Origin of the sequence: Enterobacter sp. CRENT-193 (assembly GCF_002787395.1) — a bacterium.
Lineage (GTDB): Bacteria > Pseudomonadota > Gammaproteobacteria > Enterobacterales > Enterobacteriaceae > Enterobacter > Enterobacter hormaechei_C.
Map to the genome: position 1 here is coordinate 4,676,155 of NZ_CP024812.1, position 20,392 is coordinate 4,696,546.

The 20,392-nt window shown below is 53.1% G+C and carries 18 protein-coding genes, 3 tRNA genes and 3 rRNA genes; 9 read left to right on the forward strand and 15 right to left on the reverse strand.

What is annotated here, in order from left to right; translation table 11 throughout:
- Positions 1-29 precede the first annotated feature (29 nt).
- Positions 30-830: an endonuclease/exonuclease/phosphatase family protein gene (locus CU081_RS23305; RefSeq protein WP_003863247.1), complete on the reverse strand. Its 801-nt coding sequence runs from the start codon at positions 828-830 to the stop codon at positions 30-32.
- 137 nt (positions 831-967) lie between these two features.
- A complete protein-coding gene (locus CU081_RS23310) occupies positions 968-2,143 on the reverse strand; it encodes an MFS transporter (RefSeq protein ID WP_003863248.1) in 1,176 nt (391 codons plus the stop codon).
- A gap of 103 nt (positions 2,144-2,246) precedes the next feature.
- On the opposite strand from CU081_RS23310, the gene yafC reads away from it, so the two are divergent.
- On the forward strand, positions 2,247-3,152 hold the full coding sequence (yafC, locus tag CU081_RS23315) for a DNA-binding transcriptional regulator YafC (RefSeq protein ID WP_003863251.1): 906 nt from the start codon (positions 2,247-2,249) through the stop codon (positions 3,150-3,152).
- 30 nt (positions 3,153-3,182) lie between these two features.
- Here the strand turns inward: yafC and dkgB are convergent, their stop codons facing one another.
- The 8 genes from dkgB to gmhB form a co-directional block, all read right to left on the reverse strand.
- Positions 3,183-3,986, reverse strand: a complete 804-nt coding sequence (gene dkgB, locus CU081_RS23320; RefSeq protein ID WP_003863253.1) for a 2,5-didehydrogluconate reductase DkgB — start codon at positions 3,984-3,986, stop codon at positions 3,183-3,185.
- 160 nt (positions 3,987-4,146) lie between these two features.
- Positions 4,147-4,223, reverse strand: a tRNA-Asp gene (locus tag CU081_RS23325).
- Between the two features lie 55 nt (positions 4,224-4,278).
- Positions 4,279-4,394, reverse strand: a 5S ribosomal RNA gene (rrf, locus tag CU081_RS23330).
- Positions 4,395-4,586: 192 nt separating this feature from the next.
- Positions 4,587-7,490 (reverse strand): 23S ribosomal RNA (locus CU081_RS23335).
- 170 nt (positions 7,491-7,660) lie between these two features.
- Positions 7,661-7,736, reverse strand: a tRNA-Ala gene (locus CU081_RS23340).
- Positions 7,737-7,841: 105 nt separating this feature from the next.
- Positions 7,842-7,918 (reverse strand) — tRNA-Ile (locus CU081_RS23345).
- Between the two features lie 70 nt (positions 7,919-7,988).
- Positions 7,989-9,530 (reverse strand): 16S ribosomal RNA (locus CU081_RS23350).
- The 16S, 23S and 5S rRNA genes sit together here with 3 tRNA genes alongside, the layout of an rRNA operon.
- Before the next feature lie 371 nt (positions 9,531-9,901).
- Positions 9,902-10,468, reverse strand: coding sequence for a D-glycero-beta-D-manno-heptose 1,7-bisphosphate 7-phosphatase (gene gmhB / locus CU081_RS23355; protein WP_003856122.1), 567 nt, complete (start codon positions 10,466-10,468; stop codon positions 9,902-9,904).
- Between the two features lie 188 nt (positions 10,469-10,656).
- On the opposite strand from gmhB, the gene metN reads away from it, so the two are divergent.
- The 6 genes from metN to proS all read left to right on the forward strand — a co-directional run bounded on the left by metN (position 10,657) and on the right by proS (position 16,236).
- Complete coding sequence (metN, locus tag CU081_RS23360; protein WP_003856124.1) at positions 10,657-11,688, forward strand: methionine ABC transporter ATP-binding protein MetN; 1,032 nt, start codon at positions 10,657-10,659, stop codon at positions 11,686-11,688.
- The gene (locus CU081_RS23365; protein ID WP_003856130.1) at positions 11,681-12,334 is read left to right on the forward strand and encodes a methionine ABC transporter permease MetI; all 654 of its coding nucleotides are present in this window, start codon (positions 11,681-11,683) and stop codon (positions 12,332-12,334) included. The genes metN and CU081_RS23365 overlap by 8 nt, the downstream gene beginning before the upstream one ends.
- A gap of 40 nt (positions 12,335-12,374) precedes the next feature.
- Complete coding sequence (gene metQ, locus CU081_RS23370; RefSeq protein WP_003856132.1) at positions 12,375-13,190, forward strand: methionine ABC transporter substrate-binding lipoprotein MetQ; 816 nt, start codon at positions 12,375-12,377, stop codon at positions 13,188-13,190.
- 106 nt (positions 13,191-13,296) lie between these two features.
- Positions 13,297-13,701: an Rcs stress response system protein RcsF gene (gene rcsF / locus CU081_RS23375; RefSeq protein WP_003856133.1), complete on the forward strand. Its 405-nt coding sequence runs from the start codon at positions 13,297-13,299 to the stop codon at positions 13,699-13,701.
- Positions 13,698-14,405, forward strand: a complete 708-nt coding sequence (gene tsaA / locus CU081_RS23380) for a tRNA (N6-threonylcarbamoyladenosine(37)-N6)-methyltransferase TrmO (RefSeq protein WP_003856135.1) — start codon at positions 13,698-13,700, stop codon at positions 14,403-14,405. Before rcsF ends, tsaA begins: the two co-directional genes overlap by 4 nt.
- Positions 14,406-14,517: 112 nt before the next feature.
- Positions 14,518-16,236 carry a proline--tRNA ligase gene (gene proS / locus CU081_RS23385; protein ID WP_003856138.1) on the forward strand — a complete coding sequence of 573 codons (1,719 nt, stop codon included), beginning with the start codon at positions 14,518-14,520 and terminating at the stop codon, positions 16,234-16,236.
- 45 nt (positions 16,237-16,281) lie between these two features.
- Here proS and nlpE read toward each other — a convergent pair whose 3' ends face one another.
- From nlpE to CU081_RS23400, 3 genes are read right to left on the reverse strand one after another with little or no spacing between them, the layout of a single operon-like run.
- Positions 16,282-16,980 (reverse strand): envelope stress response activation lipoprotein NlpE, encoded by a 699-nt coding sequence (nlpE, locus tag CU081_RS23390; protein WP_003856140.1) that lies wholly within the window; start codon positions 16,978-16,980, stop codon positions 16,282-16,284.
- Positions 16,981-17,018: 38 nt separating this feature from the next.
- Positions 17,019-17,435 (reverse strand): alternative ribosome rescue aminoacyl-tRNA hydrolase ArfB, encoded by a 417-nt coding sequence (gene arfB / locus CU081_RS23395; RefSeq protein ID WP_022650422.1) that lies wholly within the window; start codon positions 17,433-17,435, stop codon positions 17,019-17,021.
- Complete coding sequence (locus CU081_RS23400) at positions 17,432-17,977, reverse strand: YaeQ family protein (protein WP_003856144.1); 546 nt, start codon at positions 17,975-17,977, stop codon at positions 17,432-17,434. The genes arfB and CU081_RS23400 overlap by 4 nt, the downstream gene beginning before the upstream one ends.
- A gap of 195 nt (positions 17,978-18,172) precedes the next feature.
- Here CU081_RS23400 and CU081_RS23405 point away from each other — a divergent pair, with 195 nt between their 5' ends.
- Positions 18,173-18,373, forward strand: a complete 201-nt coding sequence (locus tag CU081_RS23405; RefSeq protein ID WP_003856146.1) for a YaeP family protein — start codon at positions 18,173-18,175, stop codon at positions 18,371-18,373.
- Entirely contained in the window at positions 18,360-18,620 is a 261-nt protein-coding gene (rof, locus tag CU081_RS23410; protein ID WP_003856148.1) for a Rho-binding antiterminator, read from the forward strand. Before CU081_RS23405 ends, rof begins: the two co-directional genes overlap by 14 nt.
- A 26-nt stretch (positions 18,621-18,646) precedes the next feature.
- On the opposite strand, the gene tilS is transcribed toward rof, so the two are convergent.
- Both tilS and CU081_RS23420 read right to left on the reverse strand, forming a co-directional pair.
- Positions 18,647-19,933, reverse strand: a complete 1,287-nt coding sequence (gene tilS / locus CU081_RS23415; RefSeq protein ID WP_022650421.1) for a tRNA lysidine(34) synthetase TilS — start codon at positions 19,931-19,933, stop codon at positions 18,647-18,649.
- Between the two features lie 58 nt (positions 19,934-19,991).
- The gene (locus CU081_RS23420) at positions 19,992-20,381 is read right to left on the reverse strand and encodes a VOC family protein (protein WP_003856151.1); all 390 of its coding nucleotides are present in this window, start codon (positions 20,379-20,381) and stop codon (positions 19,992-19,994) included.
- Positions 20,382-20,392 lie beyond the last annotated feature (11 nt).

Sequence of the window (20,392 nt, forward strand, 5' to 3'; positions counted from 1 at the left end):
GCCTGCCCCACGGCAGACCTGACGCACCATTATTTATCAGGTTTGCCGGGACTGAATTCAACTAGTAGAGGATTATGATCGGAGGCGCGCGTCACCAGAACGGAGGCGTCGTGCACGCTTAAACCCCGATAGAAGACAAAATCGAGAGGACGACCAAACGCTTTCTTGCGCTGGTCATCGTTAAAACGAACTTCACGCAGCGACATTTCACGCGCGAAGCGGTACAACGCGTTCATACGCGGACGGCTCCAGGCATTGAAGTCCCCTGCCATAATGATCGGCCCACTGTGATGAGCAATCTGATCGCCAATGGGAAGTAACTGCTTACTGTACACATCAACACCGAGGCTGAAGTTCACCGCATGAATGTTTACCACCATCAGCAGACGGGTGTCGGGCAACGGATAGACTGTGACCAGCGCCGATTTTGCCAGACGCAGGATAGGCTCACGTTCACGCAGCGGGCAGCAATAGACCGGATGTGCGGCTGAAAGGGTCATCACCCCAGAAGGATGCTGTGGCAGAACAAAGGCAGGCACCTGATCGGCTGCAAGATAGTTTGTCGTTGCAAACCTGACCAGCTCAGGCGTGGTTTGCGCCTCCTGTAACAGAACCAGATGCGCATCTTTACCAAAATTTTGAAGTACGGATAACCACTCCGCACGCTGTTGTTTAAAGATGTTCCACACCAGTACGCGAATTTTTTCGTCACTGCTTAATGGCGTGCCCGCTGGTAATGCCTGACCCAGGCTCGCAAACGACCCCGGAGGCAAGATCCTCTCCGCGGGCATTCCGGCAACATAACGCATGGCATAGGTATTTTTTCGCACTTTTGGAAACGACCTCTGTAACATGAACCAGCCCGGAAAACGGACTGGTTCTAATGTTATAGGGATTTTAGGTCACACTTTCAACGCAATTACTGAGAAACCGCTTTCCAGTTTTGTAAGCAAGCACTTACTGATACCTATCCAAGCGCTACGCGAGCGGGTTTATCAAGCCGTCCACTCAGACCAATAAGGAGGAAAGCGACAAGCACAATTACCGCACCAATCCATGGCGTTTGGGTTAATCCAACGTGTTCAACCGTCTGCCCGCCGATAACCGATCCGAGTGCGATGCCGATATTGAATGCGGCGATATTCAGGCCGGATGCGACATCCACCGCATTGGGCGTATAGCGTTCGGCTTTCTGTACAACATAGACCTGCAATCCCGGTACGTTACCAAACGCGAATATTCCCATAACCAACACGGTTACCAGCGCGGCGTATTGTATCGACGCGGTGAACTGGAAAATCATCAGCAGGACAACCAGCGCGGCGAAAATGAATTTCAGCGCCGGTACCGCACCATGCTTATCCGCAAGTTTGCCGCCCCAGATATTGCCGATTGCGACGGAGATACCGTAGCCCAGTAAAATCCAGCTCACTGCGCCCGGAGAAAAACCAGCCAGTTCCTGCATCATCGGTGCAAGGAAAGTGAACGCAGTGAACACACCTCCATAACCCAGAGCCGTAACGGCATAGATCAGCAGCAGGCGCGGGTGTGTGAGAACCTTAACCTGATCGCTCAGGCTGGCGCTCGCGCGCCCCGGAATACTGGAGGGTACCAGCAGCAGGCTGGCTACCAGAGCAATCACGCCCAACAGCGATACCGCGAGGAAGGTTTCTCGCCAGCCAAAATGTTGCCCAATAAACGTTCCTAACGGCACGCCGGTCACCAGCGCAACGGTTAAGCCGCCAAACATAATCGCAATGGCTGACGCCGCTTTCTCTTTTGGCACCAGGCTGGTTGCAATCGTGGAACCGATGGAGAAGAAGACACCGTGCGCGAGGCCAGTCAGCAAACGGGCGATGACCAGAGTGGTGTAGTCCGGAGCCTGCCACGCCAGAATATTGCCGGCGGTGAAGAGCACCATCAGGGCAACTAACAGTTTTTTACGCGCAAAGCGCCCAGTCAATGCGGTCAGCACAGGCGCCCCAACAGCGACGCCTAAAGCGTAAATAGATACCAGCAGCCCGGCAGAAGGCAGCGAAATGGCGAGTTGTTCAGCAATGGTGGGAACAAGTCCTACAATAACAAATTCGGTCGTGCCAATTGCGAAGGCACTGATCGTCAGGGCAAGAAGCGCCAGTGGCATAAATACTCCGTCTCTTCAGGATTAAGATGACAGGCAGTATGCGCCAGTGTTTAAATAACAAAAATGGTTAGAATCTCAATAGAATTTTGCGGATGATGCAATAATGAAAGCCACATCGGAAGAACTGACTATCTTTGTTGCCGTTGTTGAAAGCGGCAGCTTCAGCCGTGCGGCCGAACAGCTCGGGCAGGCGAACTCCGCCATCAGCCGCTCGGTGAAAAAGCTGGAGATGAAGCTCGGAGTGAGTCTGCTTAATAGGACAACGCGGCAGCTCAGCCTGACGGAAGAAGGTGAACGTTATTTTCGACGCGTGCAGTCCGTTTTGCAGGAGATGGCGGCGGCAGAAACGGAAATAATGGAATCGCGCAGCACCCCGCGCGGATTGCTGCGCATCGATGCGGCTACGCCGGTCGTGCTTCATTTTTTGATGCCGCTGATTAAGCCCTTTCGTGAGCGCTACCCGGAGATGACCCTGTCTCTGGTCTCCTCGGAAACGTTTATCAATCTTATTGAGCGTAAAGTGGATGTGGCGATCCGCGCCGGAACCCTGACGGATTCAAGCTTACGCGCTCGCCCTCTGTTCACCAGCTACCGCAAAATTATCGCGTCACCGCAATATATTGCAGAGCATGGTAAACCGGAGACGGTTGAGGAGTTAAGGCAGCATCTGTGCCTGGGCTTTACGGAGCCTGTCTCGCTGAACACCTGGCCCGTGGCCTGTCATGACGGACAACTTCATGAGATCACCTGCGGACTTTCGTCTAATAGCGGAGAAACGCTGAAACAGCTTTGTCTTGAAGGAAATGGGATCGCCTGTTTATCAGACTATATGATTGATAAGGAAATAGCTGCGGGTCAGCTTGTAGAACTGATGGCTGACAAACGCTTACCTGTAGAGATGCCTTTTAGCGCAGTGTATTACAGTGACAGAGCGGTAAGTACGCGCATACGCGCTTTTATCGACTTCCTTAGCGAACATATAAAAACAGCTCCCGGAGGAGCTGTGTGAGGGTTTAAAGGTACAGAGGGAGGGTTTTTATTAATCCCAGTCTGGTGCTAACCCTTCCGGGCTGACAAGACGATCGTTGCATTCCAGTGCAGCGATCGCGTTTTTATCTTCATCATCAAGCTGGAGATCCCGCGCTAACAGGTTACTTGCCAGGTTTTCACGTTTGGTTGAAGACGGGATCACGGCATAGCCCTCACCCATCGCCCATGCCAGGATCACCTGTGCGGCTGTCGCATTGTGTTTCTTAGCGATGCGCGCAATCACTTCATCTTTCAGCGCCTTACCATATGCCAGCGTCATGTACGAGGTGATGTGAATACTATGCTGTTTCGCCCAGTCCACGACTTTGCGGTTTTGCAGGTAAGGAGAGAGTTCAATTTGGTTGGTGGCAATATTCTCTTTACCCACTGCGGCGATGGCCCTTTCAATCAACGGGATGGTGAAGTTAGAGATGCCAATTTCACGCGTTAAGCCTTGCTCTTTTGCTTCCAGCAGCGCCTGCATAAACTCTTCCACAGAGACGGCATCATCAGGAGATGGCCAGTGGATCAGCGTCAGATCAACATAGTCAGTACGCAGCTTTTTCAGACTTTCCTTCAGGCTTGGGATCAGCTTGTCTTTGCTGAGATTCTCAATCCAGATTTTAGTGGTGACGAAAAGTTCGTCGCGCGGTACGCCGCTCTCTTCGATGGCCTGGCCTACGGCAGCTTCGTTATCATAAATCTGCGCCGTATCAATAGCACGATAGCCCAACTCGAGTGCGGTTTTAACAGATGCAATAACAACATCGTCTTTCAGGCGAAAAGTGCCCAGACCCAGTGCAGGGATAGTCATATGATTCCTCAATCGTTATGTTCGTAAACTGAGGAAGATTATCGCTGTAGTTGTTATGACGAAAAAGATCGTAAAACGCAGAGGATTTTTGCTAATTTCGCAACAATCAAATGACAGATAAGAAAAAAGCCCTGAGCTAACGCTCAGGGCTTTTAATAAGTGGCGGAACGGACGGGACTCGAACCCGCGACCCCCTGCGTGACAGGCAGGTATTCTAACCGACTGAACTACCGCTCCACCGAATACTTCTGTAACCACCGGATTAATGCACCGGCTTACTACTTAATTTGATGCCTGGCAGTTCCCTACTCTCACATGGGGAGACCCCACACTACCATCGGCGCTACGGCGTTTCACTTCTGAGTTCGGCATGGGGTCAGGTGGGACCACCGCGCTAAAGCCGCCAGGCAAATTCTTGTGCTCTGTCCTGTGTCTTTCGCACTGATACTGCGTTGGCTGCTCTCGTAAAGTCAGTCACATACCTCAGTATGCTCCTTCCTTTCCTTCGTTTGCCGCCTTGTCTCAGCGCAAAATCCTTCGGACTCTGAATCTAAGCTGAAAATCGTGTCTGTCTCTTCGCCAAAACACCTTCGGCGTTGTAAGGTTAAGCCTCACGGTTCATTAGTATCGGTTAGCTCAACGCATCGCTGCGCTTACACACCCGACCTATCAACGTCGTCGTCTTCAACGTTCCTTCAGGAGACTTAAAGTCTCAGGGAGAACTCATCTCGGGGCAAGTTTCGTGCTTAGATGCTTTCAGCACTTATCTCTTCCGCATTTAGCTACCGGGCAGTGCCATTGGCATGACAACCCGAACACCAGTGATGCGTCCACTCCGGTCCTCTCGTACTAGGAGCAGCCCCCCTCAATTCTCCAGCGCCCACGGCAGATAGGGACCGAACTGTCTCACGACGTTCTAAACCCAGCTCGCGTACCACTTTAAATGGCGAACAGCCATACCCTTGGGACCTACTTCAGCCCCAGGATGTGATGAGCCGACATCGAGGTGCCAAACACCGCCGTCGATATGAACTCTTGGGCGGTATCAGCCTGTTATCCCCGGAGTACCTTTTATCCGTTGAGCGATGGCCCTTCCATTCAGAACCACCGGATCACTATGACCTGCTTTCGCACCTGCTCGCGCCGTCACGCTCGCAGTCAAGCTGGCTTATGCCATTGCACTAACCTCCTGATGTCCGACCAGGATTAGCCAACCTTCGTGCTCCTCCGTTACTCTTTGGGAGGAGACCGCCCCAGTCAAACTACCCACCAGACACTGTCCGCAACCCGGATCACGGGTCTACGTTAGAACACCAGCCATTAAAGGGTGGTATTTCAAGGGCGGCTCCACGCAGACTGGCGTCCACGCTTCAAAGCCTCCCACCTATCCTACACATCAAGGACCAGTGTTCAGTGTCAAGCTATAGTAAAGGTTCACGGGGTCTTTCCGTCTTGCCGCGGGTACACTGCATCTTCACAGCGAGTTCAATTTCACTGAGTCTCGGGTGGAGACAGCCTGGCCATCATTACGCCATTCGTGCAGGTCGGAACTTACCCGACAAGGAATTTCGCTACCTTAGGACCGTTATAGTTACGGCCGCCGTTTACCGGGGCTTCGATCAAGAGCTTCGCGTTGCCGCTAACCCCATCAATTAACCTTCCGGCACCGGGCAGGCGTCACACCGTATACGTCCACTTTCGTGTTTGCACAGTGCTGTGTTTTTAATAAACAGTTGCAGCCAGCTGGTATCTTCGACTGATTTCAGCTCCGCCCGCAGGGGCTTCACCTACATATCAGCGTGCCTTCTCCCGAAGTTACGGCACCATTTTGCCTAGTTCCTTCACCCGAGTTCTCTCAAGCGCCTTGGTATTCTCTACCTGACCACCTGTGTCGGTTTGGGGTACGATTTCGTGTTACCTGATGCTTAGAGGCTTTTCCTGGAAGCAGGGCATTTATCACTTCAGCACCGTAGTGCCTCGTCATCACACCTCAGCGTTAAAAGGTACCGGATTTACCTGGAACCTCCGCCTACATGCTTAAACCGGGACAACCGTCGCCCGGCTGACATAGCCTTCTCCGTCCCCCCTTCGCAGTAACACCAAGTACAGGAATATTAACCTGTTTCCCATCGACTACGCCTTTCGGCCTCGCCTTAGGGGTCGACTCACCCTGCCCCGATTAACGTTGGACAGGAACCCTTGGTCTTCCGGCGAGCGGGCTTTTCACCCGCTTTATCGTTACTTATGTCAGCATTCGCACTTCTGATACCTCCAGCATGCCTCACAGCACACCTTCAACGGCTTACAGAACGCTCCCCTACCCAACAACACATAGTGTCGCTGCCGCAGCTTCGGTGCATGGTTTAGCCCCGTTACATCTTCCGCGCAGGCCGACTCGACCAGTGAGCTATTACGCTTTCTTTAAATGATGGCTGCTTCTAAGCCAACATCCTGGCTGTCTGTGCCTTCCCACATCGTTTCCCACTTAACCATGACTTTGGGACCTTAGCTGGCGGTCTGGGTTGTTTCCCTCTTCACGACGGACGTTAGCACCCGCCGTGTGTCTCCCGTGATAACATTCTTCGGTATTCGTAGTTTGCATCGGGTTGGTAAGCCGGGATGGCCCCCTAGCCGAAACAGTGCTCTACCCCCGAAGATGAGTTCACGAGGCGCTACCTAAATAGCTTTCGGGGAGAACCAGCTATCTCCCGGTTTGATTGGCCTTTCACCCCCAGCCACAGGTCATCCGCTAATTTTTCAACATTAGTCGGTTCGGTCCTCCAGTTAGTGTTACCCAACCTTCAACCTGCCCATGGCTAGATCACCGGGTTTCGGGTCTATACCCTGCAACTTAACGCCCAGTTAAGACTCGGTTTCCCTTCGGCTCCCCTATACGGTTAACCTTGCTACAGAATATAAGTCGCTGACCCATTATACAAAAGGTACGCAGTCACCCCATAAAGAGGCTCCCACTGCTTGTACGTACACGGTTTCAGGTTCTTTTTCACTCCCCTCGCCGGGGTTCTTTTCGCCTTTCCCTCACGGTACTGGTTCACTATCGGTCAGTCAGGAGTATTTAGCCTTGGAGGATGGTCCCCCCATATTCAGACAGGATACCACGTGTCCCGCCCTACTCTTCGAGTTCACAGCAAGTGTGTTTTCGTGTACGGGACTATCACCCTGTACCGTCGGACTTTCCAGACCGTTCCACTAACACACAAGCTGATTCAGACTCCGGGCTGCTCCCCGTTCGCTCGCCGCTACTGGGGGAATCTCGGTTGATTTCTTTTCCTCGGGGTACTTAGATGTTTCAGTTCCCCCGGTTCGCCTCGTTAACCTATGTATTCAGTTAACGATAGTGTGTCGGAACACACTGGGTTTCCCCATTCGGACATCGACGGGTCAAAGGTTCATATCACCTCGCCGTCGCTTTTCGCAGATTAGCACGTCCTTCATCGCCTCTGACTGCCAGGGCATCCACCGTGTACGCTTAGTCGCTTAACCTCACAACCCGAAGATGTTTCACTTCTGATTGCGAAAATTTGAGAGACTCGAACACACATGAGCTGTGTGTCGTTTCAATTTTCAGCTTGATCCAGATTTTTAAAGAGCAAAACTTCGCAGTGCACCTTTTCAGGTTCACTCTGAAGTTTTCTTGTGTTCGCAGTAAAAGATGGTGGAGCTATGCGGGATCGAACCGCAGACCTCCTGCGTGCAAGGCAGGCGCTCTCCCAGCTGAGCTATAGCCCCATCGTAGTCACCTCTGTACCGGTAATTTTTGTTGAAGCAAGGCGTGGTGACACGAAGCATACTCAGGTATGTGAGTGTCGCCGCAACGCAGCATCAGCAAAAATTTGGTAGGCCTGAGTGGACTTGAACCACCGACCTCACCCTTATCAGGGGTGCGCTCTAACCACCTGAGCTACAAGCCTGTAGAGGTTTTTTACTGCTGTTTTTCATCAGACAATCTGTGTGAGCACTGCAAAGGCAGGTTCTTTAAGGTAAGGAGGTGATCCAACCGCAGGTTCCCCTACGGTTACCTTGTTACGACTTCACCCCAGTCATGAATCACAAAGTGGTAAGCGCCCTCCCGAAGGTTAAGCTACCTACTTCTTTTGCAACCCACTCCCATGGTGTGACGGGCGGTGTGTACAAGGCCCGGGAACGTATTCACCGTGGCATTCTGATCCACGATTACTAGCGATTCCGACTTCATGGAGTCGAGTTGCAGACTCCAATCCGGACTACGACGCACTTTATGAGGTCCGCTTGCTCTCGCGAGGTCGCTTCTCTTTGTATGCGCCATTGTAGCACGTGTGTAGCCCTACTCGTAAGGGCCATGATGACTTGACGTCATCCCCACCTTCCTCCAGTTTATCACTGGCAGTCTCCTTTGAGTTCCCGGCCTAACCGCTGGCAACAAAGGATAAGGGTTGCGCTCGTTGCGGGACTTAACCCAACATTTCACAACACGAGCTGACGACAGCCATGCAGCACCTGTCTCAGAGTTCCCGAAGGCACCAATCCATCTCTGGAAAGTTCTCTGGATGTCAAGAGTAGGTAAGGTTCTTCGCGTTGCATCGAATTAAACCACATGCTCCACCGCTTGTGCGGGCCCCCGTCAATTCATTTGAGTTTTAACCTTGCGGCCGTACTCCCCAGGCGGTCGACTTAACGCGTTAGCTCCGGAAGCCACGCCTCAAGGGCACAACCTCCAAGTCGACATCGTTTACGGCGTGGACTACCAGGGTATCTAATCCTGTTTGCTCCCCACGCTTTCGCACCTGAGCGTCAGTCTTTGTCCAGGGGGCCGCCTTCGCCACCGGTATTCCTCCAGATCTCTACGCATTTCACCGCTACACCTGGAATTCTACCCCCCTCTACAAGACTCTAGCCTGCCAGTTTCGAATGCAGTTCCCAGGTTGAGCCCGGGGATTTCACATCCGACTTGACAGACCGCCTGCGTGCGCTTTACGCCCAGTAATTCCGATTAACGCTTGCACCCTCCGTATTACCGCGGCTGCTGGCACGGAGTTAGCCGGTGCTTCTTCTGCGGGTAACGTCAATCGACAAGGTTATTAACCTTATCGCCTTCCTCCCCGCTGAAAGTACTTTACAACCCGAAGGCCTTCTTCATACACGCGGCATGGCTGCATCAGGCTTGCGCCCATTGTGCAATATTCCCCACTGCTGCCTCCCGTAGGAGTCTGGACCGTGTCTCAGTTCCAGTGTGGCTGGTCATCCTCTCAGACCAGCTAGGGATCGTCGCCTAGGTGAGCCGTTACCCCACCTACTAGCTAATCCCATCTGGGCACATCCGATGGCAAGAGGCCCGAAGGTCCCCCTCTTTGGTCTTGCGACGTTATGCGGTATTAGCTACCGTTTCCAGTAGTTATCCCCCTCCATCAGGCAGTTTCCCAGACATTACTCACCCGTCCGCCACTCGTCAGCGAAGCAGCAAGCTGCTTCCTGTTACCGTTCGACTTGCATGTGTTAGGCCTGCCGCCAGCGTTCAATCTGAGCCATGATCAAACTCTTCAATTTAAAAGTTTGATGCTCAATGAATTAAACTTCGTAATGAATTACGTGTTCACTCGTTGAGACTTGGTATTCATTTTTCGTCCGAGGACGTTAAGAATCCATGTCACTTTGAGTGCCCACACAGATTGTCTGATAAATTGTTAAAGAGCAGTTGCGACGCGCTTCAGCGCTCTGTCGCGAGGTGGCGTATATTACGCTTTCCTCTTTCAGAGTCAACCCTGATTTTCAGGATTTTTTCTCTTCAGCCGACCGGGTTGTTTGTGAAGTGATTCACATCCGCCGTGTCGATGGAGGCGCATTATAGGGAGCCGCCGAGGAATGACAAGCGGAAAAATGCATTTTTATTTCAACCGCTCACCTTTTCGCCAAAACGCCTATTTTTGGTGCTTTTTAATCTCTTTTGGCAGTTCTGCCAGACTAGTTATCACCCAGTCGGCTGCATTTTCTGCTTCTGGGGTGACCGGTTTACCGGTACGCACTAATACTTTGGTACCTACACCTGCCGCCGTTGCTGCCTGCATATCTTCCAGTTTATCGCCCACCATATAAGATGCGGCCATATCAATGTGCAGGAATTCCTGTGCAGAGATAAACATGCCCGGGTGTGGCTTACGGCAATCGCAGGTCTGACGATACGCCTCTACACTTCCCTGCGGGTGATGCGGACAATAATAGATGCCATCAAGATCGACGCCGCGATCGGCCAGAGACCAGTCCATCCATTCCGTCAGCGTCTCGAACTGCGCTTCGGTAAATTTACCCCGGGCGATACCGGACTGGTTAGTTACCACCACCAGCGCATAGCCCATCTCTTTCAACTGGCGCATGGCATCTATTACGCCCTCGATAAATTCGAACTCATCAATCTCATGGACGTAACCGTGATCCACATTAATAGTGCCGTCACGATCGAGAAAAATTGCGGGTACAGATTTTGCCACCGGTTTGCTCCTGAAAAAGGCTTGTTCGGCTAGTATCTCATGAATCGCAGCGCAATAAAGTGCTCATCGCAAAGAGGTGGATTGATTTAGACGTCTGGATGCCTTAACATCCATTTTGTTTACGGTCATTCCCCGTATCTGGCAGAAGAAAATGCCACGGCTAACTTACTTACGATAAAAATAATCTAATGATTAAACTTTCCAATATCACTAAAGTGTTCCAGCAGGGGAACCGAACCATTCAGGCGCTGAACAACGTCAGCCTGCATGTGCCTGCTGGTCAGATTTATGGCGTCATTGGCGCATCGGGTGCAGGTAAAAGTACGCTGATCCGTTGTGTTAACCTGCTTGAGCGCCCAACCCAGGGCAGCGTAGAAGTTGGCGGCCAGGAGCTTACCGCTCTCTCAGAAAAAGAACTCACCAAAGCGCGTCGCCAGATTGGCATGATTTTCCAGCACTTTAACCTGCTGGCCTCACGCACCGTTTTCGGTAACGTTGCGTTACCCCTGGAGCTTGATAACACACCAAAAGAAGAAATTACGCGTCGCGTCACCGAACTGCTCGATCTGGTTGGTCTGGGTGATAAACATGACAGCTACCCGGCAAATCTGTCCGGCGGGCAAAAACAGCGAGTAGCAATCGCTCGCGCGCTGGCAAGCAACCCAAAAGTGCTGCTGTGCGATGAAGCCACCAGCGCATTAGATCCGGCTACCACGCGCTCTATTCTGGAACTGTTAAAAGACATTAACCGTCGTCTGGGCCTGACTATCCTCCTTATTACGCATGAAATGGATGTAGTGAAACGTATCTGCGACTGTGTAGCAGTCATCAGCAACGGTGAGCTGATTGAGCAGGACACGGTGAGCGAAGTCTTCTCGCACCCGAAAACGCCGCTGGCTCAGCAGTTCATTCAGTCCACACTGCATCTTGATATTCCGGAAGATTATCTGGAACGACTGAAAACAGAAGCCGTTGCAGACAGCGTTCCAATGCTGCGCATGGAGTTTACGGGTCAGTCCGTTGACGCACCGCTGCTTTCCGAAACCGCGCGTCGCTTTAACGTTAATAACAACATTATTAGCGCGCAGATGGATTACGCCGGTGGCGTGAAGTTCGGCATTATGCTGACGGAAATGCACGGCACACAGGAAGAAACCCAGGCGGCAATTGCCTGGCTGCAAGAACATCACGTAAAAGTAGAGGTACTGGGTTATGTCTGAGCCGATGATGTGGCTACTGGTTCGCGGCGTTTGGGAAACGCTGGCAATGACCTTCGTATCGGGCTTCTTTGGTTTTGTGATTGGGCTGCCGGTCGGCGTGTTGCTGTACGTCACGCGCCCGGGTCAAATTATTGAAAACGCGAAGCTGTATCGCACGCTCTCTGCGCTGGTGAACATTTTCCGGTCTATTCCGTTCATTATTCTGCTGGTGTGGATGATTCCGTTTACTCGCGTGATCGTCGGGACGTCGATTGGTTTGCAGGCGGCAATTGTCCCGCTGACAGTAGGCGCGGCACCGTTTATCGCCCGTATGGTGGAAAACGCCCTGCTGGAAATCCCAACAGGCCTGATTGAAGCTTCCCGCGCGATGGGTGCAACACCAATGCAGATCGTTCGCAAAGTTCTGCTGCCAGAGGCGCTGCCTGGGCTGGTGAACGCAGCAACCATCACGCTTATCACGCTGGTCGGTTATTCCGCAATGGGCGGCGCCGTAGGTGCTGGCGGTTTAGGCCAGATTGGATATCAGTACGGCTATATTGGCTATAACGCTACCGTAATGAATACCGTTCTGGTATTGCTGGTTGTGCTGGTTTACTTAATTCAATTCTCTGGCGATCGTATCGTCCGGGCTGTTACGCATAAATAACGTTACAAACAACACAAACTCGACGAGTTAAGGATATAACATGGCGTTTAAATTTAAGACCTTCGCAGCAGTAGGCGCACTGATTGGCTCGCTGGCACTGGTGGGTTGCGGTCAGGACGAAAAAGATCCAAACCACATCAAAGTAGGCGTTATCGTCGGTGCAGAACAGCAGGTTGCTGAGGCCGCGCAGAAAATCGCTAAAGAGAAATATGGCCTGGACGTTGAACTGGTGACCTTCAACGATTACGTTCTGCCGAACGAAGCGCTGAGCAAAGGCGACATTGACGCTAACGCCTTCCAGCATAAACCGTACCTGGATCAGCAGATCAAAGATCGCGGCTACAAACTGGTTGCTGTCGGTAACACCTTCGTTTACCCGATTGCCGGCTACTCCAAGAAAATTAAATCTCTGGATGAACTCCAGCCGGGTTCACAGGTTGCCGTCCCTAACGACCCAACCAACCTTGGCCGTTCCCTGCTTCTGCTACAGAAAGTGGGCCTGATTAAACTGAAAGAAGGCGTTGGCCTGTTACCGACCGTTCTGGACGTAACCGAAAACCCGAAAAATCTGAAAATTGTTGAGCTGGAAGCACCACAGCTGCCACGTTCTCTGGACGATGCGCAGATCGCCCTGGCCGTGATCAACACCACTTACGCCAGCCAGATCGGCCTGACCCCAGCGAAAGATGGCATCTTCGTTGAAGATAAAGATTCCCCGTACGTCAACCTGATCGTGACTCGCGAAGACAACAAAGACGCGGAGAATGTGAAGAAATTCATACAGGCATATCAGTCTGAAGAAGTGTACCAGGAAGCCAATAAGGTGTTTAACGGCGGCGCGGTTAAAGGCTGGTAATCTCCCGGCAGTGTAATATCATCAAGACGGGCATTTGCCCGTCTTGTCATTTGTGCGGTCAACTGCTTCAATATCTGACGTTTTGATTATCCACTGAGGAATTATTATGCGTGCTTTACCGATCTGTCTTTTAGCACTGATGCTGAGCGGCTGTTCTATGCTAAGCAGATCTCCTGTTGAACCTGTTCAAAGCACTGCAACCCCGCCAAAAGCGGAGCCAGCAAAACCGAAAGCGCCTCGCGCTGCGCCGGTACGTATTATTACCAAAGCCGACGAGCTGGTCGGTAAGCCATTCCGTGAACTGGGCGAAGTGAGCGGCGAATCCTGCCAGGCAACGAATCAGGACTCTCCACCCAATATTCCGACAGCCCGCAAGCGTATGCAAATCAACGCGTCGAAAATGAAAGCCAACGCGGTGTTGCTGCACAGCTGTGAAGTCACCAGCGGCACACCAGGTTGCTATCGTCAGGCGGTATGTATCGGTTCTGCGCTTAACATTACGGCGAAATGAGTTCATTTCAGTTCGAGCAGATAGGCGTTATCCGCTCCCCTTATAAAGAAAAGTTCGCCGTGCCGCGTCAGCCGGGTCTGGTCATTCACGGCGGCGGCGAGCTTCATCTTGTCGCGCCGTATAACCAGGCCGATGCAGTGCGCGGGCTTGAGGCGTTCAGCCATTTATGGGTGGTCTTTGTGTTTCACCAGACCATGGAAGGCGGCTGGCGTCCCACTGTGCGTCCTCCTCGTCTGGGCGGAAATGCCAGAATGGGGGTCTTTGCCACCCGCTCAACCTTTCGTCCCAACCCCATCGGAATGTCGCTGGTCGAGCTGAAAGGCATACGTTGTCAGAGAGATCAGGTGATCCTGGAGTTAGGTAGCCTTGACCTGGTTGATGGCACACCGGTCATAGATATTAAGCCTTACCTGCCCTTCGCCGAAGCGCTGCCGGATGCCCGGGCAAGCTATGCTCAGGACGCACCGCAGGCAGATATGCCGGTTCACTTCACGTCTGAAATAACGACGCAAATCAGCGAGCTGGAAAAGCGTTATCCACGTCTGCGTGACTTTATCGTTGAAGTGCTGGCGCAGGACCCCCGTCCCGCCTACCGCAAAGAAGAGGAAGCCGGGAAAACGTACGCCGTCTGGCTGCTGGACTTTAACGTGCGCTGGCGCGTGACTGCGGCGGGTTTTGAAGTGTTTGCCCTGGAACCCAGGTAATTTTGTTCTCCTCTCTTTTGGCATCTTTGCCACACTGGTAAACTAAACCACTTTTTTTGTGTCAGGCTGGTGTTTCAGCCTGTTCCAATCGTCGAAATGGAACCGTAACAACATGCGTACTAGCCAATATCTGCTCTCCACTCTGAAGGAGACACCTGCCGACGCCGAGGTGATCAGCCACCAGCTGATGCTGCGCGCCGGGATGATCCGCAAGCTGGCCTCCGGGTTATACACCTGGCTGCCGACCGGCGTGCGCGTCCTGAAAAAAGTCGAAAACATCGTGCGTGAAGAGATGAACAACGCCGGTGCTATCGAGGTGTTAATGCCGGTCGTTCAGCCCTCTGAACTGTGGCAGGAGAGCGGTCGCTGGGAGCAGTACGGTCCTGAACTGCTGCGTATTGCCGATCGTGGCGATCGTCCATTCGTCCTCGGCCCAACGCATGAAGAAGTGATCACCGATCTGATCCGTAACGAGCTGAGCTCTTACAAACAGCTGCCGCTGAACTTCTTCCAGATCCAGACCAAGTTCCGTGACGAAGTGCGTCCACGCTTTGGCGTCATGCGTTCTCGCGAGTTCCTGATGAAAGATGCTTACTCTTTCCATACTTCTCAGGAATCGCTGCAAGAGACCTACGACAAAATGTACGCGGCCTACAGTAAAATCTTCTCCCGCATGGGGCTGGATTTCCGTGCTGTACAGGCTGATACCGGTTCAATCGGCGGTAGCGCCTCCCATGAATTCCAGGTTCTGGCGCAGAGCGGCGAAGACGATGTGATCTTCTCTGACTCCTCTGATTACGCCGCGAACATCGAATTTGCAGAAGCGCTGGCACCAAAAGAACCACGCGGCGCGGCAACGCAAGAGATGACGCTGGTTGATACGCCAAACGCGAAAACCATCGCCGAGCTGGTTGAGCAGTTTACTCTGCCGATCGAAAAAACCGTGAAAACCCTGCTGGTGAAATCGGCTGAAGGTAGCGCTTATCCACTGGTTGCCCTGCTGGTACGAGGCGATCACGAGCTGAACGAAGTGAAAGCCGAGAAGCTGCCGCAGGTTGCCAGCCCGCTGACCTTCGCAACGGAAGCGGAGATCCGCGCCGTGGTGAATGCAGGTCCTGGTTCTCTGGGCCCGGTGAACATGCCTGTTCCGGTGGTCATTGACCGCACCGTTGCGGCGATGAGCGACTTCGCTGCGGGCGCAAACATCGACGGTAAACACTACTTCGGCATCAACTGGGATCGGGACGTGGCGACGCCGGAAGTGGCTGACATCCGTAACGTGGTCGCAGGCGATCCAAGCCCGGACGGCAAGGGTACCCTGATGATCAAACGCGGTATCGAAGTAGGCCACATCTTCCAGCTGGGCGATAAGTACTCACGCGCAATGAACGCTGCCGTTCAGGGCGAAGATGGTCGTAACCAGGTTCTGACCATGGGCTGCTACGGCATTGGCGTAACGCGCGTTGTTGCTGCCGCTATCGAGCAGAACTATGACGAACGCGGAATCGTCTGGCCGGATAACATCGCGCCTTTCCAGGTAGCGATCCTGCCAATGAACATGCACAAGTCTTACCGTGTGCAGGAGCTGGCTGAGAAACTCTACGCTGAGCTGAGCGCGAAAGGTATCGACGTGCTAATGGATGACCGTAAAGAGCGTCCTGGCGTGATGTTTGCTGACATGGAACTGATCGGTATTCCACACACCATCGTCATTGGCGACCGTAACCTCGACAGCGACGAGATTGAATACAAGTACCGTCGCAACGGCGAAAAACAGATGATCAAGACGGGCGATATTCTTGATTACCTGGTGAAAGCCATCAAAGGTTAAGAAACAAAAAACCCCGCCAGTGCGGGGTTTTTTAATGGCTATATCTTATTTACTGTCGCAGTCTTTCCCCGCAGCAAACTTCGCGTCTTTATCTGCCACTAGCGTTTTCACCAGCTCGCCGCTATCCGGGTTTGGCTCCAGCGTAAAATGCCCTTCAACCGTCAGCAACACTGGCTTACTGTCGTTGCCGCGCGCAACGGCATAGTCTCGCTCCAGCTGGGCATTGTTCGCCACGCTGACTTTCTTCCCGGTTGCACAGTCAGTGAAGATCGCCGCATCCGCCATGTAGAAATACATTCCTCGCATCGCCATTGGGGTGGCTGGCAGGGTCGCTTTCACCGGGGCCAACGTGTAGTTGAACTGGGATTCAATCGGATTGCCTTCGCGATCGAGCATCTCCATCCCCTCGCCTTTGGCGCGGAAGAAGGTTTTATCGCCCGTGGTATCCGTCAATACCAGCTTCTCAGCCGTACGCGCCCATGTTCCGTAAGATGCAAAAGAAGACGGTTCTTTCGCCCCCTGGTAACGCTGGTTCATGACCCAGGTGCCATCTTTTTGCAGGAACAGAGAGGTTTCGATGCCCTCGCAATCTGCACACGGTAATACGCCGCGCCAGCTTTGCTGCATCGGCTTTAATTCTTCATTTTGCGTTGGCTGTAGTACCTGCGTTTCCGAACGGTTATTACAGCCAAAAAGCGCAAACAGGCTTGTCACGGCCAGCGCTGATAATAATGCTTTTTTCACAATACTTTCCTTATGAAAAGGGTATCCCTTTCGTCACATTATGGGTGACGGACTTTGCCACGCAGTGATTTTACGGTGGATTTCTGCGCCTTCAATGACAACCGACGTTCTTTCGATGCCCGCGTTGGACGTGTTGCCCGGCGACTTTTTTGTACAGCCGTCAGCTCTTTGATGACCGCGACCAGCCGGGCAATTGCCGCTTCCCGGTTAAGCTCCTGGCTGCGATACTCCTGCGCTTTAATCACTATCACACCCTCGCTGGTGATCAGGTGATGGCTGGCGGCAAGCAGGCTTTCTTTATAATACTCTGGCAGGCTGGAGGCCCGAATGTCAAAGCGCAAATGGATAGCCGTTGAGGCCTTGTTAACGTGCTGCCCCCCTGCGCCCTGGGCCCGGATAGCGGTGATCTCCAGCTCGTTATCAGGGATGCTGACATTTCGGGACAATACAATCATGATGCGGGCTGCCAGGCCGTGAGATGAATTTCCAGATTATTCTGAGAATCGGAAAGCCAGATGGCACCGTCCTGAATTGTTGCCTGTAGCGCCATCGTCCGGCTGGCGAACGCACTCAACTGCGCCAGCTGTTCATCATCCAGATACCAGACGGTGAGATTTTTGAACTGCGCACATTTATTTTTATTTTGTTGCCACCAGATCTCCGCCGCGCGCTGGTTGTAGGCAAACAACGCCACTTCAGCAGACTGGGTGCAGGCCTTTTTGATCCTGCGTTCATCCGGCAGGCCAAGCTCAATCCATAAATCGATACCCAGATGATCGTTGCGCAGCCAGGCTTCCGGTTCATCTTCCGCGCTTAAACCACGGGTAAATTGCAGACGCTCGTCGGCATACTTAATCCACGCCAGCAGGCGCAGCATCATGCGCTCCTGGGTTTCAGAAGGGTGACGCGCCAGCGTCAATGACGCATCCAGAAACTGGTTACGGTCAAGATCCGCCACATTGACCACAGCTTTATAAATAGTCGCTTTCAGCGCCATGAGAGAACTCCTTTCGAATCAGGCGTACATTGTAGCGAAAACCGCGGCAAAAGGCTGTTACGAGGTGGTGGCTCACTCTTATCAAGGCGCTGATATTGCTTAAATGAGTATGGTATAGTCACCTTGCTAAACCGAGTTTAACTTCGTAGGCTTAATGATATCTCACAGTAAGTCAGTACGCTGGCAGGAGGTGATGTGAATAATTATTGTGAGTTGATTCGCAGACGGTATGCGGAGATCGCCAGCGGAGATCTGGGGTACATTCCGGATGCGTTGGGCTGTGTATTGAACGTGCTAAATGAAGTGGCCTCTGATGAGAGCCTTTCTGAATCGGTCAGGGAAAAAGCAGCGTATGCTGCGGCGAATTTACTGGTGAGCGATTATGTCGATGAATGATACTTATCAACCCATCAATTGTGATGACTATGACAACCTCGAACTCGCCTGCCAGCATCATTTAATACTGACGCTGGAGCTAAAAGATGGCGAAGTGCTAAAGGCAAAGGCCAGCGATCTGGTTTCCCGTAAAAATGTGGAATACCTGGTTGTGGAAGATGCAGGTGCAACGCGTGAGCTACGCCTCGACAAAATTGCCAGTTTCAGCCATCCGGAAATCGGCACCGTCGTGGTGAGCGAATCCTGATAACCAACGGGCAGCCAGGCTGCCCGTTACGCTTTCCATTCAAAATTAACACCCGCTTCAGCCCACCCCTCTTCAGTGATGACCCCCCCTGCCGCCGCGATGAGCGTGTCGCCGTAAAACAGAAGCGGCGTGGTATCACGTCGCCAGGGCGGAACGTTCTGTTCCTGCCAGATTTTCTTCAGCTTACGCCCGCCGTTACGACCGACGATATGCAGCATGCCGCTGGCCCTGAAGCGTATGGTAACGTTCTCGTCCGGCTCAGGTAGACGCACATTGCCCGAATGACTTAACGCAACGACACCGGCATTCATCGGTAGCGTTAATGCTTTTTCCGGCGACGGCCAGCCGAGCACAACGTCAGCCAGCGACGGCACAGATTTTACCCACCAGAGTTGCCCTTTATAACGCCTGACGTCATAACCATTCAGGTGTATACACGGTGCGGCATCTTCCCTCGCCTGTGCAACTTCCTCCCAGATACGGTTGAGCATCGCCCGGGACGGCATAACCGCACGGTGGTAAGCCAGCCAGCGGCGAATCAGAGCAGCCCGACGCACGGGGCTCATCACCTTCAACGGCGCAACTTTCAGGGCACCGTCAGCGGTAATCAGTGTATTCAGCTCCCCGCTCAGCAACTCATCCAGCAAGCTTTCCTGTTCAGCACACAGCATGGCGCTTCTGGCCGCCGCTTCGGAAAAATGCGCCCAGCGCTCACTCAGCAGCGGTAAGACGCGCAGGCGCAGGAAGTTACGGTCGTAACTGTCGTCCTGATTGCTGTCGTCTTCAATCCAGCACAGATGATGCTGCTGCGCCCAGGCTTCCAGTGATGCGCGCGTCTCACCCAGCAGCGGGCGGATGAGCTCTGTTTCAGCAAAATCAGCGCGCTCAGGCATGGCGGATAAACCCGCAGGCCCGCTGCCCCGCTTGAGCGCCAGTAAAAACGTCTCGCACTGGTCGTCCAGATGCTGCGCGGTGACCAACGCTTCTCCAGGCTGTAATGCGCCAGAAAACGCGGCGTAGCGGGCTTTCCGCGCCTGCGCCTCAATACCCAGCCCCTCATCCTCAAGCGTGACGCGTTCAACGATCAGCGGGATCTCCCACCCTGAGCACACCGCTTCGCAGTGCGCCACCCAGTCTTCGGCATGGGGGCTTAAGCCGTGATGGATATGCATCGCCCGCAGCTGGACGTCAGGCTCACGGTCGCGCCAGAGCTTAAGGCGGTGCAGCAAAACGGTGGAATCCAGGCCACCGCTGAACCCCACCAGCAGCTGGCGGTAGGGTGAAACGGCGTGCGCGATAGCGGGTAAGGTCATAGGAAATTACACATAAAAAATGCCCGAACTGAACGGGCATTATCACACATGACGGCGATTACTGCTGATAAAGCTCCAGCGGCAGGCCGTCCGGATCGTTGAAAAAAGTGAAACGTTTATCGGTAAAGGGATCGACACGAATCGCTTCGCAGGCCACGCCGTGGGCTTCCAGATGTTTTACCGCGCTGTCCAGGTCATCGACACTGAAGGCCAGGTGGCGCAGGCCGCAGGCTTCCGGGCGTGAAGGACGCGCTGGCGGGAAAGGAAAAGAGAACAGCTCAATCACATATTGACCGTTTAACGCCAGATCGCCTTTCCAGGAGTCGCGCTCCTCACGGTAGGCCTCGCTCAACAGCGTAAAGCCGAGAACGTCGCAGTAGAATGCCTTACTTTTCGCATAATCGGTGGCAATGATCGCAATATGATGAACCGCTTTTAAACCCAGCATAGTTTCTCCTT